The following is a 16736-nucleotide window of genomic DNA, read 5'->3' as shown; positions in this document are numbered from 1 at the left end:
AACGCCGAAGAGGATCGCATGGCTGCGCAACCGAACCTTACCGCCGCTGCAATTGCGCTGAATCGCTTCGGCCTGGGCGCCCGCGCCGACGATACGCCGCCCGCCGATCCGAAGGCCTGGCTACTCGCACAGTTCGATCAGTATCAGGCGAAGCCGGCTGCGTGGGCGAGCCAGCCTGACTCGCTGGCAATCTCGGGCGAACTGGAGCAGCAGCGCATGCAGTTGCGTATGCAGGCTCAGCGCAATCCGGGCGGCGCGAGCATGCCCGTACAAGCGAATGCCCAGACAGGTGAGCAAGCGGCATCGCAAAGCGATGCGCGAAAAGATAAGGAAGGCGAACGAAAGGCGATTCGTGCGGAAATACGCGACAACTATCGATCGTCCGTGAATGCGCGGGTGGTGAGCGCACTGACGACACAGACGCCCTTTGTCGAGCGGCTGGTTCATTTCTGGTCTAACCATTTCGCAGTGTCGACGGAAAAGCCCGCTGTGGCGGCGCTCGCTGGCTCATTCGAAGCCGAAGCGATCCGTCCACATGTGCTGGGCCGCTTCGAGGACATGCTGGTCGCAGTGGAACGTCATCCGGCCATGCAACTGTTTCTCGATCAGACGCGCTCGGTAGGGCCGGACAGCGTCGCGGCGATGCGGGCGGCGCAGCGCAATCCCGAGAGCAAGCGCGGCCTCAACGAAAATCTCGCGCGCGAAATCATGGAGCTGCATACGCTAGGTGTGCGCAGTGGCTATAACCAGGAGGACGTGACCGAATTCGCCCGCGCGCTGACCGGTTGGAGTCTCGCTACCGGACCTCGGAATCCCGGGAATATCGCCAACGCCGGCAGTTCAGCCAGTGCAGGCATGCAGGCAAGCCGTCCGATGCAAGAAGCCTCGGCGCCGGGCAGCTTCGTGTTTCGCGACGCGTTGCATGAACCCGGCTCACGAACCATCATGGGCCGCCGTTACGATCAGCCCGGCGAACAGCAGGCGCTTGCAATCCTGCATGATCTCGCCAGCGCGCCCGCAACAGCGCAGCACGTCGGCTCGAAACTGGCCCGTCATTTCATTGCCGACAATCCGCCGGCAGGCGTGAGCGAGCGGCTTGCGGGCGTGTTCGAGCGCAGCGGCGGCGATCTGCCGTCCGTCTACCGCGCATTGCTCGACATGCCGCAAGCGTGGTCGCCCGTCGCTGTCAAGTTCAAGACGCCGTGGGAATGGGCGATCTCTTCGATGCGCGGGCTCGGCTGGCAAGACCTCGGTAATCAGCAGGCTGCGCCCATCCTGGCGCAACTTGGTCAACCCGTGTGGCGGCCCGGCTCGCCTGCCGGTTACGACGATATTGCTGCAAGCTGGGCCGCGCCCGATGCGCTGGTACGCCGCGTCGAAGTGGCGCAGCGCCTGGCCGCGCGCGTCGGCGACCGGCTCGACGCGCGTTCGCTGGGGCAGGTGCTGCTCCCGGGATCGCTCAGCGCGCCGAGCGCTGTGGCCGTCGCACGTGCCGAAAGCGCATCCACGGCCATCGCACTTTTGCTGGTCTCGCCCGATTTTCAACGGAGATAGTCCATGTCTTCACGCCGTCAATTTCTGCAAATTGCTGCTGCCGGAGCGGGCGCAATTCTCGTATCGCCGCGCATTGCTTTCGCGAGCGTCGGCACGGATCGGCGTTTCGTGTTCGTGATTCAGCGGGGCGCCGCCGATGGCCTGAACATCGTCGTGCCCTACGCGGAGCCTGCCTATGCAACATTGCGCGGCGCGCTTGCGATCGATGCATCGAGCGCGCGCCGCCTTGACGGCACCTTTGCGCTGCATCCCGCACTCGTGCAGATCGGCGCCATGTACGCGGACCGCCAGGCGCTGTTCGTGCACGCGGTGGCGTCGCCGTATCGCGACCGCTCGCATTTCGACGGACAGAACGTGCTCGAGACGGGCGGCGCGTCGCCATATCGGGTAAAAGACGGCTGGCTGAACCGGCTCGTCGCTCAATTGCCGAGCGCACGCGAAAACGCGATTGCGTTCGCGCCGACGGTGCCCATGGCGCTGCGCGGCAATGCGGAAGTAACTTCTTACGCGCCTTCAGCATTGCCGCAAGCGCCGGACGATCTGCTCATGCGCGTCTCCCAGCTATACGATCAGGACGCGCAGTTGCGCCCGCTGTGGGAATCGGCAATGACGGCGCGCGGTCTTGCTGGCGACGCCGGCGCGCGCCAGGACCCCGCGAGCCTCGGCAAACTGGCCGCCAGTTTCCTGTCACGCGATGACGGCCCGCGTATCGCAATGATCGAAACCGGCGGCTGGGACACGCACAGTGCGCAGAGCACGCGCCTTGCGAATCAGTTGAAAGCGCTCGACACAATGCTCGCGGCGCTGCGCGACAACATGGGCGCGGCCTGGAGCAAAACCACCGTACTCGTCGCGACCGAGTTCGGCAGAACCGCGGCCGCGAACGGCACTGGCGGCACCGATCACGGCACGGGTTCGGTGGCGGTGGTATTGGGCGGAGCGGTCGCGGGCGGGCGGGTCATCGCGGATTGGCCCGGTCTCGCGCCTCGCGATCTTTACGAAGCGCGCGACCTGAAACCGACCACATCGCTCGACTCGCTGATTGCCGGCGTCGCGAGCGAAGGCCTCGGCCTCGACCCTCAGCGTACGGCTCGCGCGCTATTCGGTCAGACCGTCGCGACGAAGCCGCTCACAGATATCGTGCGTGCATAGTGCGGCGCGCGCTAACCTCGGCTGACTCCCACGTCCACATGCTCCGGCGACTCGATCGCTTCCATCAACAGTGCAATGAACGCGGTCACTGCCTGTGGAAGCGTGCGGCCCGCCATTGTCTGAATCTGCAGCGTGCGCTGGTGCAGTTCGGGGTTTGAAATCGGCACCATTGCAAGTGAGTCGGACACGAGGCGGCTGTGTACCGTCAGATAGCCGGTCAACGTTATCGCGTCGGTGTAGCGCACGAAGTTTTGCAACGCCACGTGATAGTTGCTGGCGATTACCGGCTCGAAGATCAGCCCTTCGAGACTGCATGCGATATCGAACAGTTGCCGTATCGTCAGAGTCTGGCTCGGCATGGCGAGCGGCCAGGGCAGCAGGTCCGCCAGCGAGACGCTGGCGCGCGCGGCGAGCGGATGGCTCTGCCGCATCAGCGCGTACACCGGTGCGCGCTGTGCGTAATGCACTTGAACGTCCCGCTCCGGCACCATGTTGAAACATACCGCCACGTCGTGCGTGCCTTCACGCACGCGCTGCGTCGCTATCGACGGCGCGGAGACGTCGAGCTGGAAATGCGCTCCGGGATGCATCTTGAGGAACTGCGCAAACACGAGCGGCAGGAAGTCCGGTGCAACGCCTTCCGAACTCGCAATGCGAATCGTCGCGCGTTCGCCGGCTGAGAGACCGCGGATCTCTCCAGTGACACGCTCGTCCTCCAGCTGACTGCGGCGGGCGTGGTTGGCGAGGAGCCGCCCGGCATCGGTGAGTACCATGCCGCGCGGACGGCGCTCGAAGAGCGGCGTTCCCAGTTGCTCCTCGAGCCTCGCGATTTGCCGGCTCAAAGCCGACACGGCGACGAAAAGCCGCTCGGACGCCTTGCTCAGCGATCCGCTGCGCGCGACTTCGAGGAAATAGCGCAAGGCTGTCTGGTCCATTGGATGCGTTAGTCCCGGTGACGACCTTTGCCGTTCTGGCAAAGGTGGGTAAGAAATATTGTAATTGTGCAGAAATATCGGCCACCACAGCATGGGTGTCGACCCGCTGCCGCATGCGCCGCGCACTCTGACGCGGCGGCGCAACGCAGTTTCCAGCGCACCCGACGGAGACCGAGTTGACCCGACATACCGCCATTGAGCTAGCCACCGAAGGCTACCGATCCGGCCAGTTTCTCGCCGACCTGCAACGCCGCGTCGCGCTGCGTACTGAAAGCCAGGAGCCGGAGCGCAACTCGCTTCTGCGCGCCTATCTGACCGACGAACTGACGCCGCGCCTCGAAGCATGGGGCTTCGTGTGCCGCATCGCCGAGAATCCGCACGAAGGCGCGGGCCCATTTCTGATCGCGCATCGTCATGAAGGCGACGATCTGCCGACCGTGCTCAGCTACGGCCATGGCGACGTGGTGCGCGGCTACGACGCGCAATGGGCCGACGGCCGCTCGCCATGGGAGGTGAGCGTTGACGGCGAGCGCTGGTATGGCCGCGGCACCGCCGACAACAAAGGCCAGCACAGCATCAACCTGGCCGCGCTGAAAGCCGTGATGGATGCGCGCGGCGGCAAGCTCGGCTTCAACCTGAAGCTGTTGTTCGAAACCGGCGAAGAGGTTGGGTCGCCCGGTTTGCACGCACTTTGCACCAGCTTGCGCGACGAACTTGCCGCCGACGTACTGATCGCCTCCGACGGCCCGCGTCTCGCCGCCAGCCGCCCGACGCTCTTTCTCGGCTCGCGCGGCGTAACCAATTTCCGGCTCGATGTGAACCTGCGCGACGGCGCGCATCACTCGGGCAACTGGGGCGGCTTGCTGCGCAATCCGGGCATCGTGCTCGCCAACGCGATTGCGTCGATGGTCGATGCCAACGGCCGTATCGCGATCGAAGGGCTTCGTCCGCCGCCGGTGCCGGACGCGGTGCGCCGCGCGCTGGCCGACATCACCGTGGGCGGCAACCCCGGCGAGCCGGAAGTCGACACCGACTACGGCGAGCCGGGCCTGACGCCCGCCGAGCGCGTGTTCGGTTGGAACAATCTCGAAGTGCTCGCGTTTCGCACCGGCAACCCCGAAAAGCCCGTGAATGCGATTCCGCCGTTCGCGTTTGCGCACATGCAGCTGCGCTTCGTGGTGGGCACCGCCTGGTCCGATATCGCCGGCATCGTGCGCCGCCATCTCGACGCGCACGGTTTCCAGATGGTCGAAGTGAGCGTCGAACGCGGCGCGCCCGCCACGCGCGTCGATCCGGAGAACCCGTGGGTACGGTGGGCGTTGCGCTCGCTTACGCAAACCACCGGCGCGCAGCCGGTGCTGCTGCCGAACCTCGGCGGAACGCTGCCGAACGATGTGTTCGCCGACGTGCTCGGCATGCCCACGCTGTGGGTGCCGCATTCGTACCCCGGCTGTTCGCAGCACGCGCCGGACGAGCATCTGCTCGCGCCGGTAGTCGAAGAAGGTCTGCGCATCATGGCGGGCCTGTTCTGGGACCTCGGTACGCGCGAGGGCGACGCCCCCGACGCGAATCCGGCCGCCAATCTGCCCCGTCAACCGTATCGAGGACAGCGCAATGAGTACTGACACCGCCGCCATGCAACAACCGCTCGACGCCGCGCAGTCGCACAACATTGCGCGCCTGATCGTGGCGACATCGATAGGAAACGCGCTCGAGTTCTACGACCTCGTCGTGTATGGCTACTTCGCCTCCACGCTGTCGCGGCTGTTTTTTCCGACGCACGACCGCACGGTTTCGCTGTTACTTACGCTCGGCACGTTCGCGTTGTCGTATCTCGCGCGTCCGGTTGGCGCGCTGGTTCTCGGTTCATATAGCGACAGGCACGGCAGAAAGGCCTCGCTCACACTGTCGATTGGGTTGATGACGCTCGGCACAGGACTCGTCGCCGTCATGCCGCCGTATGCGACGATCGGCATCGCCGCGCCGATCCTGATCTTCCTGTCGCGCCTGCTGCAGGGCTTTTCGGCCGGCGGCGAATTCGGCAGTTCGACGGCGTTTCTCGTCGAGCATGCGCCGGCGCGCAGCGGCTTCATGTCGAGCTGGCAGTTCTCGAGCCAAGGCGCGAGCACCTTGCTCGCGTCGTTGTTCGGCGCCTTGCTGACCGGCCTGCTGACGCCGCCGCAACTGGAAGGGTGGGGCTGGCGTATCCCATTCCTGTTCGGCATGCTGATCGGCCCCATCGGCCTTTACATTCGCCGGCGCATGGACGAAACACCGGAATTCGCTCGCGCCGAAAAGCTCGCGTCGCCGATGCGCGTGGTGCTTGCGACACAAAAGGAACGGGTGCTCGTTTCTATCGGCTCGCTCGTGCTCACCACGACCGCGAACTACATGCTGCTGTATATGCCGACGTACGCGACGCATCAGCTCAAACTCTCGCCGTCGTCGGGATTCATTGCGACGCTCGTGGCGGGTTTCATCATGATGGCGCTGGTGCCGGTGGTCGGACACCTGTCGGACAAGCTCGGGCGCATACGCATCATGCTGCCGGTCGGCGTGCTGTTTCTGGTGACGGTGTATCCGGCCTTCATGCTGATGAACGCCTATCCGTCGTTGCCCATGCTGCTGGCCTGTGTGATCTGGGTCGCACTGCTGAAAGCGACGTACTTCGCGCCGATTCCCGCGTTGATGGCGGACCTTTTCCCTGTTGAAACGCGCACAACCGGCATGGCGTTCGCCTACAACATCGGCACGACGATTTTCGGCGGCTTCACGCCGGTGGTGGTCGCGGCGCTGATCGCGTTCACTCATAACAATCTGGCGCCCGGTTTGTACCTGATGATCGCCGCTGTAATCAGCCTCTTCACGCTGATGTGGGCGCGCCGTCGTCTGCATGTGCGGTGAGTGCGCGGGGTTAATCGCGGTCATCACTCTGCACGCGCAACGACTTTCCAGAAAAACTCACAGGAAATACGCATGAACGAAGCATTGCAGCAGGCCATCCAGTTTTCCATCGAGCATGAATCGACGTGGGATCGCCAGGTCGATGCCAACTGGGGCGTGCATGTGAAAGACCCGGCACCGTGGAACCGGCTGCTCGGACCCGTGCATGACCGGGGGCCGGTCTCGGGCGCGATTGCGCTCGACGGACACAAGCTCGCGACGTGGGGTGAGCCGGACCGCGCGGACCTCACGTTCAGCATTGCGAAGACGTATCTGGCGCTGCTCGCGGGCGTGGCCCACGACCGCGGCCTGCTGTCCGATCTCGACGAGCCCGTGCGCGTGCGCGTGCCGGGGATCGGCTTCGACGACGATCACAACGCAAGCATCACGTGGGCGCAATTGCTGCAACAGACGAGCGAATGGCAGGGCACCTGCTTCGGTTTGCCCGACCAGGCGGATCACTATCGCGCGGTCACGTTCGGTGAGCCGCCGAATGGCAAAAAGGGCGATCTGCGTCCGCTACAGCAGCCGGGCACGTATTGGGAATACAACGACGTGCGCATCAACCAGCTTTCGCTTGCGCTGCTGCATCTGTTCGGCGACCCGCTGCCGGACGTGTTCCGCGAGGCGATTGCACGGCCTTCAGGAGCAAGCGACGCCTGGGATTGGGTCGGCTACGACCACTCATGGGTGGAGGTGGGCGGACGCCGCGTGCAGTCGGTGCCGGGCGGCACGCACTGGGGCGGCGGCATGTCGATCAGCGCAAACGATCAGTTGAAGATCGCGCAGATGCTACTCGACGAAGGCGTCGCATCGGGGCGCCGTGTGCTGTCGAAGGAATGGATCGAGCGTATGCAAACGCCTTGCGCGATCGCGCCGTTCTACGGCTATCTCGTCTGGCTCAACACCGGGCAGAAGATGTTTCCGAGCGTGCCGACATCGAGCTATTTCGGTGTGGGCGCGGGTAGCTCGTTCATGTGGATCGAGCCGACCCGAAGGCTCGCCGTCATAGTGCGCTGGCTTAATCCCGAGCATGCGGATGAGTTCTTTGGGCGTGTGTTCGATGCAGTGGCGCAGTTGCGGTGACGGCCGGTCGGGTGAGCACGGCACAGATGCACATTGATAATTCGCTCGGCCGAAACAACCGGATCGTGGACAATGGTGCTCCGGGAACACGATCGCGCCGGACAGCCGGCCGCGTCGTGGTCCGCACAAATAAAACGGCGGCAAGGTATCCGCCTTCAATTTGCTACGGCGTCAGCGAAACGGAAACCGTCCAGTGCGCACCAATCAAAGTGCCTTCTTTGCCTCTTTGTTTCTGTCGAGACTAGCGGACCAGATTCTGCTCTTTCTGGTGCCCCTGGTCGTCTATCAGACTACGCATGAGACGTCGTGGTCCGGCATTGCGTTCTTCATCGAGGCGCTCCCGAGGTACCTGGTGTTTCCCTTCTGTGGCGTCCTTTGTGACCGGATATCGCCGGTCAGGATTCTGCGTGTCAGCCAGTTGTATCGCGGCTTCGCGTGTATTGCAGGCGTTATCGGATACGCAATATTCGCCGGCATTGGTTGGCTCGTCGTACTTTCAGCGTGTTGTGGCGTTCTCACGAGTCAGGGACTCGTCGCACGAGAGGTGTTGCTGCCCCAGTTATTCAAAAATCAAAAATTGGAACGGGTCCTGTCGCACTCGCAACTCGCCGACCAGATAGGTGTGGTTGCCGGCCCCGTATTAGCCGCGTTGATGTTGGGTTGCTGGAGATGGGAGTTCGTTGTCGTGGCAACGGCGATTCTGTTTTTCGCCGCGGACTGGGCGACCGTCTTATGGCAACGCACGAGCGACTTCGAACTGTTAGCGCCTGAGGTTGCCAGGGGGCCTTGGTCCGCGCCAATCAAGGTCGCGTTAGATCACGTCGCGCGCCTGCCGAAACTGAAAAAGCTCGTGGCGCTGGCTGCGGCGGAAAACCTCGTCATTGGCGTTACGCTGGCGACTTCGGCGGCGATGGTGACCGGCGTGCATCATCAATCCGATGCTTTCTATGCGCTTTTGCAGACTGCCGGGGCTATCGCAACCGTCGTCATTTTGCTGGTGATCGCGAGAACCGCGATACCTCGGCGAGTGCTGGGCCTGCTGTCATTCGTAGCGATATGCGCCGGCGGGATCGTTGCAGGTGTCAGCCCGTCCCCCTGGGGCTACGCGATCGGCTTTCTGCTGATCGCAGGCTTCGACAAGATGTTCAGCATCTACATTCGGACTGTGCGGCAGACAGTCATTCCACCAAGGGATTACGGCAAGACTCTCGGTGTGGTCATCATGCTCAACAATTTGACGCAGCCGCTTGCGGGCTTACTGGTCGGCCTGTTCTCGGGACACAACCGCGTCGGTCTGGTAATCGTATCGATCTCGCTCATGATGGGCGGCTCAGGGGTTCTTGCTCTGGCCATCGAGGCTCGGCGCCGCCACGCGAACAAACGCCTTTCGACAACTCCACCGAAAGCATGATCAAACCAATGCACAGCCAAAGCTGTTTCATCCCGGTGATTCCGCCGCGCCGCCTATCTTGCTGGACGCACGCGACTGTACGCTCGACAGATGCTCGCGCATGCATCGAGCCGCCGTTTCACCGTCACGGGCTTTCATCGCGTTGACGATTGCCTGATGCTGCTGGGCAAAATAATGCCGCGTCTCCTGGCTGACGGTTTTCTTTCGAACCTCCGGCTTGACGCGCATACCGTTGATCACTTCCATGAGCGCAATGAGCGCCGGATTGCGGGTGGCCTGGCTGATCAATAAGTGAAAGCGGTGATCCCATTGCTGCCACTCCTCGTCGCTGTTCGCGGCCGCGTTTTTCCGCGCGCACTTCTCAAGTTCGAGCAGATCGTCCCAACTGGCCTTGGTCGCGGCGAGTTCCGCCAGCGCGGGCTCGAAAAGTAGCCTCATCTCGGCGATATCCGCTGGACTGGTGCCCGCGCGCAAACCGCGCAGCGTGGGACCGAACTTGAGCGGCCGTGCTCCCAGATACGTGCCGCGCCCAACTCCGCGCCATACGCGACCCGACGCTTCCAGCGAGGCAAGCACCGAGCGCAATTCCCGTCGACTGACGCCAAGCTCTTCAGCCAGCTTCCTTTCGGGCGGTAACGCGTCGCCGTCTTTGAGCTGATGACTGGCGATATACCCGAGCAGGCCGTTCAACGCGGTCTCTTCCATTCCATTCGTCCGAACCAATGAATATTGGTATCAAAGATAACAGATTGACGGTGCACCGGCGCTGTGAATTTCATGCAATGCTTTTTTTGGCTGGTATTGCGCGATTGTATTCCAGGTTAGCATCGAGGAAAGGGTGGGGTCATCCAAGGCCGGCTGATGAAATTGATACCTTTAAACATTGGTTCAGCACCCGGTCGCAGCGATCAAAAGAGGAGTAGGTCATGTCGTTCACAACTCGTCCCGAACTGATTGGCACGTTCGGAATGGTGGCGTCGACGCATTGGCTGGCCAGCGCGTCGGCCATGGCCGCGCTGGAAAAAGGCGGCAATGCCTTCGATGCCGCTGCAGCCGCGGGGTTTGTACTCCAGATCGTCGAGCCGCATCTGAACGGTCCCGGCGGTGAACTGCCGGTGGTGTTCTACAGCGCTCGCGAAGACCGGGTTCGAGTGCTTTGCGGCCAAGGCGTGACGCCCGCGAGCATGACCATCGGGCGTATGCGCGAGCTGGGGCTGGAAGTGGTGCCGGGCACCGGACTTTTGCCGGCGGTGGTACCGGGGGCATTCGGCGCATGGATGGCCATGCTGCGCGACTATGGCCAGTTGCCGCTCGAAGACGTGTTGAGCTATGCGATTGGCTATGCGGAGAACGGCTACCCGGTGCTGCCGCGCATGGCTTCGTCGATCCTCGCGATCAAGGATTTTTTCCTCACCGAATGGCCTACTTCGGCCGAACAATGGCTGCGAAATGGCGACGCGCCCACGCCGAATCACCTCTTCGCCAATCCTGCGATCGCTGCCACCTACAAGCGCATTCTGCGAGAAGCGACTAGCCGCAGCGACCGCGCCGAGCAGTGCGAACGGGCTCGTGAAGTGTTCTACCGCGGATTCGTGGCAGACGCCATCGACCAGTACTTTCGGTCCACAGCCGTTCTCGATACGTCCGGGCAGCGCAATCGCGGCTTGCTGTCCGCCGACGATCTCGCTCGGTGGGAGCCATCCTATGAAGACCCAGTGTCCTACGACTACGGCGACCTTCGCGTCCACAAGACGGGTCCGTGGGGGCAGGGACCGATGTTCCTGCAGCAGCTTGCGCTGCTCAAGGGCTTCGATCTCGCGGCGATGGATCCGCTGGGAGCGGATTTCGTCCACACGGTTATCGAGTGCTCGAAGCTCGCGTTCGCCGACCGCGAGGTCTTCTACGGCGACCCGGCGTTTGCCCATGTGCCGCTAGATGTGCTGCTCAGCGACGCCTATAACGACGAACGTCGCAAGCTCATCGACCCGCAGCGTGCGTCGCTCGAATTTTGTCCGGGAACGCTGGGCGACAGCGGGCGCCGCGCCGCGCGCATCATGGCACTCGCCGGGAAGGAACAGTTTGGGGGCTTCGGGCAGGGAGAGCCGACCTTCGCGCCGCTGCCTGAACTTCGAGGCGACACCGTACACCTCGATATCGTCGACCGGTGGGGCAACATGGTGTCGGCTACGCCGTCCGGCGGCTGGTTGCAGGCGTCGCCGGCGGTGCCCGGACTCGGGTTCAACGTCACCACGCGTGCGCAGATGTTCTGGATGGAAGAGGGCCTGCCATCGTCCTTGGGTCCTGGCCGACGTCCTCGCACGACGCTGTCGCCCACGCTCGTTACCCGCGCGGGCAAACCTTACGCGGCATTCGGCACGCCCGGCGGCGACCAGCAGGATCAGTGGTCGCTCCAGCTATTCCTGAAACATGTGCACGCCGGCATGAACTTCCAGGCCGCCGCGGATTCGCCGTCGTTCCAGACCGCTCATTTTCCCGGCTCGTTCTACCCGCGCGCGATGCAGTTGGGCAAGATGTCCGCCGAAGCACGCTTTCCGGAAAGCACGCTCGCCGAATTGCGCGCGCGTGGACACGATCTGACCGTGGCGGAGCCTTGGGCATTGGGGCGGGTCTGCGCGGTCGGCATCAGAAATGGCCTGATGCGCGGCGCGGCGACGCCTCGCCAGATGCAGGCATATGCGATCGGGCGATGAACTTCGTGCCCGCGATCAACGCGCTCATTCCTCCATGGAGAAACTCGCCATGTCCGCTGTAGCTGCTCGTCTTGAACGGCTCCCGTTATCGGGATTTCATCGCAAACTTCTGCTGATCGGCGGGCTGGGGTATCTGTTCGACGGACTCGATTCGTCGTCGCTTGCGTTCCTGTTACCGGTCGTCAGCAAGCTGTGGCATCTGACGAGCGCCGAGACTGGCCTCGTTGCCAGCAGTACCTATATCGGGTACTTCTTCGGCGCTTTTCTGTCGGGGGTTTTCGCCGATCTCATCGGCCGCCGCCGCATCATGATGACGGCGCTGGCGATCTACTGTGTCGCGTCGCTCGCGAGTGCAGCGGCAACCGACTGGCACACGTTCTTCGCATTACGCATCGTCGCGGGTTTTGGCTCCGGCGCGGAGACCGTGGTGATCGCGCCATTCCTCGCGGAATTCGTGCCGCGGCGCTACAGGGGAATGTTTTGCGGCGCACTGGTCGGTTTCATGTCGTTCGGCTATCTGAGTTCGTCGATTCTCGGCTTCGTGGTGGTCAGAAATTTTGCCGATGGCTGGCGGTATCTCGCCGTGGTCACGTCCTTGCCGGTCGTCATGCTGCTCTGGTGGCGAAGGACGCTGCCCGAGTCGCCGCGATGGCTCGAAAGCCAGGGCCGAACCGAAGAAGCGAATCGCATCGTAAGCGCAATCGAATCATGGTTTACCGGCCGCGGCATTCATCTTGCGCCGGTTGCCTCCGTCCGCATGATGCCGGCGACGGCACCGGCCAAGGGTCGCGCATTGCAGAACGTGTTGACGTTGTGGTCGCCGCGACTCGCGCGTACCACGGCGGTAAGCTGGCTCATGTGGTTCTCGGTCGCGTTCGCGTACTACTCGTTCTTCTCGTGGATCCCGAGTCTGCTCCTCAAGGAGGGGCTCACCATGACCAAAAGCTTCGGTTATTCGATCGCGATCTATGGGGCGCAGATCCCTGGCTATTTCTCTGCGGCATGGCTCAATGAACGCATCGGACGCAAAGCGGTGGTCGCCTCGTACATGCTGCTGGGCGGCATCGCGGCGATCGCGCTTGCGTTCTCTCACACGGGAATCGGCATCATGCTTGCGGGCATATGCCTGTCGTTCTTCATGAACGGCGCATTCGCGGGCGTCTATGCGTACACCCCGGAAGTGTTTCCCACTGCAGTCCGCACGACGGGCACGGGATCGTCGTCGTCCTTTGGCCGCATCGGCTCGGTGAGCGCGCCGATTCTGGTCGGCCTCGTCTATCCGACGTTCGGGTTTCTGGGCGTATTCGCGATGACCACGACAGTTCTGCTCGTCGGAGCATGCGTGGTTTTCTGCCTCGGTATCGAGACTCGCAACCGTTCGCTCGAAGATATCGAGGCCGAGGAGTTCGGGCGTGCGCAGGATGTTCGAGGTCCGCTCAGTTCCACGGAATTAGGCGGCTGAACGCCGCGATGTGCCAACTCTTCGTTTATAGACCATGCAAGCCAACAGGATCGTGACTACGCCGCCCGTCCCGCAAACGCTGGACATTTCCCATCTGGAACATCTCGCCAGGGCCATGCGGCTCAACGGTCAGCCGGTGGCGCTTTTCCGTGCGGTTCATGAGGTGGCGGCAAGCGTAATCGGCTTCCGCCTGCTCACGATCATGTCTTACGACGCCGGGCGCGAGGAAGTCGAGCGCGCTTATACGAACATGCCAGACGTGTATCCAGTTGGCGGGCGCAAGAAGAAACGCGGCACCGCGTGGGCCAGACAGGTTCTGCACGACCTTGAGCCATTTCGCGCAGAAACGCCGCAAGGCATTCTCGAAGCGTTCGACGATCACACGGTGATGACCGGCATGGGCCTCGGATCGATATTGAATATCCCTATCGCGTACAACGGCGTGTGCATCGGCACGATGAACCTCACACACCGGGAAGGGTGGTACACCGAGCGGCACGAAGCGCTTGGCTTGCTGATCGGTTCGTTCCTCGCTCCCGCTCTGATCGCGGGCAATACGGTATCCGCCGGCAGTTCGGATTCTCTCTGACATGACTACAACTCCCCGCGCTACAACAGCGGCGACGGCGACGGCGACGGCGACGGCAACGGCAACGGCAACGCAAAGCGCGGAATCGCAAGGCCGTTGGCTGCTGGTCTTCGTCCTTTCCTATCTCGCGCTAATGGCCGATGGCGCCGACGTGATGATGTACGGCTTGACCCTCACGCGAATCAAGGACGATTTCGGGCTCAGCAATGTGCAGGCAGGAGCGTTGGGAAGTTTGACGTTGGTAGGCATGGCCGCGGGCGGGATACTGGGCGGCTGGCTGAGCGACCGTGTGGGCCGGGTGAGGGTGGTCGTATGGGCGCTGACGCTATTCTCGCTCGGCGCGGGACTGCTCGGGCTAACGCACAGCTTTTGGCAATTCGCGATTGTTCGCTTCATTGGTTCGTTGGGAATCGGCTGCATGGTGCTCGTCACCACGCTGGTTGCCGAATACGTGCCCACCGAAAGACGTTCGTTGATTCTCGGCGCGTTGCAGACCGCCATTTCGGCCGGCTATATCGTGGTGATCGCGCTGAGCAGCTGGATCTTGCCGCACTATGGCTGGCGCACGCTGTATTACGTGTCGGCGGTTCCCGTGGTTTTTGCGCTCGCGATCAAATTTGCCGTGCCCGAGCCGGCCAGTTGGCGGGCAAGCCGTGCAGCCGACCGCAAAAGCCAGAACGAAAGCGGCACTCAAGGTCACAGTGGAGCGCGATTGCGCGACGGCCGCTACGCCGTGATTTTCCGCACACGACAAACGCGCACGCTGTTCATCCTGTGGACTCTCGCCTCTGTTTTCATTCTTTCCGGCTTTTATGGTTTGAACAACTGGCTACCCACGTACCTCGAAAGAGAACTGCATATCAAGTTCAGTTCACTGACCGGCTACATGATCGGCACCTACGTGGTCGCCTTCATCGGCAAGATCTTCGCCGGGTGGCTGGGCGACCGCTGGAGCCGGCGCGGTGTATACGTGCTGGGTTGCGCGGGCGCCGCGCTCTTTTTGCCGGTCATAATCTTCTGGCATACGCGGGAGAACATTGCTGCACTCATGCTCTTCTTCGGCTTTCTGTATGGTGTTCCGCTCGGCACGATCGGCACTTTCATGTCCGAGAGCTTCGCCACTTCGATACGTGGCACTGCTGTTGGCGGTTCCTATAACGTTGGCCGGTTCTGCGCAGGCGCAGCGCCGATTGTTATCGGCTACCTCGCCACGCAGTTCTCCATCGGCTTCGGCTTTCTTGTCGTGGGTGCGGTTTTCTTTCTGAGCGGCGTCACGGCGCTGTTTATCCCGGACCGCCTGTACGACACCGAGCGGCCATCCACGCCATGACGCTTCGGGTTTCGTCCCAAAGCATTCAGGATGCGGTGGATCGTCGTGTCCCGCGCAGAGGCAAGAGGATCGTCCTATCAGCCAAGCGATGGAAGATAGGAGAATCGTAGCCACTTTCTGCGGATGGTGAAACGGTGATGCGCGCTCTTGTACGCATTCCCGAACTCACCGCTGCAGTTCACCAGGAAGCGGCAACCGGCGGCTGTGAAATGTTAAGGATCGACGAAGTCACGAATAGCGAAAGTTTCCCCGATCGATGCGATGTCGCGGTGATAGGCGGCGGCATCGTCGGCGTCAGCACCGCGTATGAACTGGCGCGGCGCGGTGTCCAGGTGGTGTTGCTCGAAAAGGGCGTTATTGGCGGCGAGCAGTCGGGGCGCAATTGGGGTTGGGTGCGTCAGCAAAACCGCGACCTCTATGAGTTGCCGCTCGCCATGCAAAGCCTCAGGCGCTGGGATGAACTGAGCGGAGAACTCGGCGAGGACATTGGCTTTCGCAGGGCGGGCATTCTGTATGGCACGGAGCTTCAATCGGACGTCGCGCAATGGGAGTCGTGGATTGCGCGCGCACGGGAGATCGGTTTCAACAGTGAGATCCTCAGTGCGCGAGAACTGGCTGCGCGCATTCCTTCCGGACGTGCAAGGTGGGCTGGCGGTCTGTGGTCGGTCACGGACGGCCGCGCCGAGCCGTCGAAAGCCGCGCCTGCAATTGCACGCGGGGCGCAACGGCTTGGCGCCAAGGTCTTCCAGAACTGCGCGGTACGCAGTCTGGACATGAGTGCAGGACGCGTAGGCGGCATCTGGACGGAGCGCGGCCGCCTCGCAGCCGACACCGTCGTGCTTGCCGGAGGCGCCTGGAGCGCGTTGTTCTGCCAGCATCATGGTATCGATCTGCCCGCCATCAACGTAATCGGAACGGCGTTGCGCACCGCTGAGGCACCGGCGGTCGTCGAAGGCTGCTTCTCCGGACCTGACTTCGCGTTGAGGCGGAGGTTGGACGGCGGCTACACCATCGCGGTCCCCGGCTATGGACGGGTCGAACTCGCGCCGCAAAACCTGCGGCATTCGGTGAAGTTCCGCACCATGTTCCGCAGCAAGCTGAAGAAGAAACTCAAGGTTCGCGTCGGTGCCAGCTTCTTCCACGGACCAGAGGCGAACGCGACGTGGCGCGACGATGACATCTCGCCATTTGAACGGACACGGGTGCTCGACCCGCGTGTCGATAGTGAATGGCTCGAACGCGGCCTGCGCAATGTGGCCCGCGTGTTTCCCGAGTTGTCGGGCTTGCGGATCGCTCACGCATGGGCGGGCGCAATCGACACGACGCCGGACCTTGTCCCGATCATCTCGAAGGTCGATGCGAAACCGGGTCTTGTGATCGCCTCCGGCTTTAGCGGTCACGGCTTCGGGCTAGGGCCCGGCGCGGGCTTACTGGCGAGCCGGCTGGTAATGGACGAGGCGCCGCAATTCGACATGGGTCCCTACAGACTGACGCGATTTTCCGACGGAACGAAACTGAGCAGCCCCGAAATGATGTGAGTTGAATTACGGGGACTAGTTCTCG

General features: G+C 62.6%; 13 protein-coding genes. 11 read left to right on the top strand and 2 right to left on the bottom strand.

Features of this window, described 5'->3' with window-relative positions; all coding sequences use genetic code 11:
• Positions 1–18: 18 nt before the first annotated feature.
• Both SB753_RS01530 and SB753_RS01525 read left to right on the top strand, forming a co-directional pair.
• On the top strand, positions 19–1554 hold the full coding sequence (locus tag SB753_RS01530) for a DUF1800 family protein (protein WP_410798657.1): 1536 nt from the start codon (positions 19–21) through the stop codon (positions 1552–1554).
• A 3-nt stretch (positions 1555–1557) separates the two neighbouring features.
• The gene (locus SB753_RS01525; RefSeq protein WP_410798656.1) at positions 1558–2706 is read left to right on the top strand and encodes a DUF1501 domain-containing protein; all 1149 of its coding nucleotides are present in this window, start codon (positions 1558–1560) and stop codon (positions 2704–2706) included.
• Between the two features lie 11 nt (positions 2707–2717).
• On the opposite strand, the gene SB753_RS01520 is transcribed toward SB753_RS01525, so the two are convergent.
• Complete coding sequence (locus tag SB753_RS01520) at positions 2718–3641, bottom strand: LysR family transcriptional regulator (RefSeq protein ID WP_020067758.1); 924 nt, start codon at positions 3639–3641, stop codon at positions 2718–2720.
• Positions 3642–3817: 176 nt separating this feature from the next.
• Between SB753_RS01520 and SB753_RS01515 the strand changes: the two genes are divergently transcribed.
• The 4 genes from SB753_RS01515 to SB753_RS01500 all read left to right on the top strand — a co-directional run bounded on the left by SB753_RS01515 (position 3818) and on the right by SB753_RS01500 (position 9081).
• Complete coding sequence (locus SB753_RS01515; RefSeq protein ID WP_410798654.1) at positions 3818–5266, top strand: M20 family metallopeptidase; 1449 nt, start codon at positions 3818–3820, stop codon at positions 5264–5266.
• Positions 5256–6545 carry an MFS transporter gene (locus SB753_RS01510; protein WP_410798652.1) on the top strand — a complete coding sequence of 430 codons (1290 nt, stop codon included), beginning with the start codon at positions 5256–5258 and terminating at the stop codon, positions 6543–6545. The genes SB753_RS01515 and SB753_RS01510 overlap by 11 nt, the downstream gene beginning before the upstream one ends.
• Before the next feature lie 72 nt (positions 6546–6617).
• Positions 6618–7670 carry a serine hydrolase domain-containing protein gene (locus SB753_RS01505; RefSeq protein WP_410798650.1) on the top strand — a complete coding sequence of 351 codons (1053 nt, stop codon included), beginning with the start codon at positions 6618–6620 and terminating at the stop codon, positions 7668–7670.
• Positions 7671–7863: 193 nt separating this feature from the next.
• Positions 7864–9081, top strand: a complete 1218-nt coding sequence (locus tag SB753_RS01500; RefSeq protein WP_410798648.1) for an MFS transporter — start codon at positions 7864–7866, stop codon at positions 9079–9081.
• Positions 9082–9108: 27 nt separating this feature from the next.
• Here SB753_RS01500 and SB753_RS01495 read toward each other — a convergent pair whose 3' ends face one another.
• Positions 9109–9786, bottom strand: coding sequence for a FadR/GntR family transcriptional regulator (locus SB753_RS01495; protein ID WP_310066884.1), 678 nt, complete (start codon positions 9784–9786; stop codon positions 9109–9111).
• Positions 9787–10007: 221 nt separating this feature from the next.
• On the opposite strand from SB753_RS01495, the gene SB753_RS01490 reads away from it, so the two are divergent.
• From SB753_RS01490 to SB753_RS01470, 5 genes are all read left to right on the top strand, one after another.
• Positions 10008–11792 (top strand): gamma-glutamyltransferase family protein, encoded by a 1785-nt coding sequence (locus SB753_RS01490; protein WP_410798646.1) that lies wholly within the window; start codon positions 10008–10010, stop codon positions 11790–11792.
• Between the two features lie 49 nt (positions 11793–11841).
• Positions 11842–13254 carry an MFS transporter gene (locus SB753_RS01485; RefSeq protein WP_410798644.1) on the top strand — a complete coding sequence of 471 codons (1413 nt, stop codon included), beginning with the start codon at positions 11842–11844 and terminating at the stop codon, positions 13252–13254.
• Between the two features lie 34 nt (positions 13255–13288).
• Entirely contained in the window at positions 13289–13843 is a 555-nt protein-coding gene (locus SB753_RS01480; protein ID WP_310066887.1) for a GAF domain-containing protein, read from the top strand.
• 1 nt (position 13844) lies between these two features.
• Positions 13845–15173: an MFS transporter gene (locus tag SB753_RS01475; protein ID WP_410798642.1), complete on the top strand. Its 1329-nt coding sequence runs from the start codon at positions 13845–13847 to the stop codon at positions 15171–15173.
• A gap of 209 nt (positions 15174–15382) precedes the next feature.
• Positions 15383–16711 (top strand): NAD(P)/FAD-dependent oxidoreductase, encoded by a 1329-nt coding sequence (locus SB753_RS01470; protein WP_410799587.1) that lies wholly within the window; start codon positions 15383–15385, stop codon positions 16709–16711.
• Positions 16712–16736 lie beyond the last annotated feature (25 nt).

Origin of the sequence: Paraburkholderia sp. SIMBA_053 (assembly GCF_046534895.1) — a bacterium.
GTDB classification, from domain to species: Bacteria; Pseudomonadota; Gammaproteobacteria; order Burkholderiales; family Burkholderiaceae; genus Paraburkholderia; species Paraburkholderia caledonica.
Note: the sequence above shows the minus strand (reverse complement) of the source record. Positions and strands in the feature narration are given on the sequence as shown.

What these genes read in the sequence shown, in the direction of transcription:
- SB753_RS01510 (WP_410798652.1), top strand. Translation starts at nt 5,256, where the DNA reads ATGAGTACTGACACCGCCGCCATGCAACAACCGCTCGACGCCGCGCAG.
- SB753_RS01525 (WP_410798656.1), top strand. Translation starts at nt 1,558, where the DNA reads ATGTCTTCACGCCGTCAATTTCTGCAAATTGCTGCTGCCGGAGCGGGC.
- SB753_RS01505 (WP_410798650.1), top strand. Translation starts at nt 6,618, where the DNA reads ATGAACGAAGCATTGCAGCAGGCCATCCAGTTTTCCATCGAGCATGAA.
- SB753_RS01495 (WP_310066884.1), bottom strand. Translation starts at nt 9,786, where the DNA reads ATGGAAGAGACCGCGTTGAACGGCCTGCTCGGGTATATCGCCAGTCAT.
- SB753_RS01485 (WP_410798644.1), top strand. Translation starts at nt 11,842, where the DNA reads ATGTCCGCTGTAGCTGCTCGTCTTGAACGGCTCCCGTTATCGGGATTT.
- SB753_RS01480 (WP_310066887.1), top strand. Translation starts at nt 13,289, where the DNA reads ATGCAAGCCAACAGGATCGTGACTACGCCGCCCGTCCCGCAAACGCTG.
- SB753_RS01520 (WP_020067758.1), bottom strand. Translation starts at nt 3,641, where the DNA reads ATGGACCAGACAGCCTTGCGCTATTTCCTCGAAGTCGCGCGCAGCGGA.
- SB753_RS01490 (WP_410798646.1), top strand. Translation starts at nt 10,008, where the DNA reads ATGTCGTTCACAACTCGTCCCGAACTGATTGGCACGTTCGGAATGGTG.
- SB753_RS01475 (WP_410798642.1), top strand. Translation starts at nt 13,845, where the DNA reads ATGACTACAACTCCCCGCGCTACAACAGCGGCGACGGCGACGGCGACG.
- SB753_RS01470 (WP_410799587.1), top strand. Translation starts at nt 15,383, where the DNA reads ATGTTAAGGATCGACGAAGTCACGAATAGCGAAAGTTTCCCCGATCGA.
- SB753_RS01530 (WP_410798657.1), top strand. Translation starts at nt 19, where the DNA reads ATGGCTGCGCAACCGAACCTTACCGCCGCTGCAATTGCGCTGAATCGC.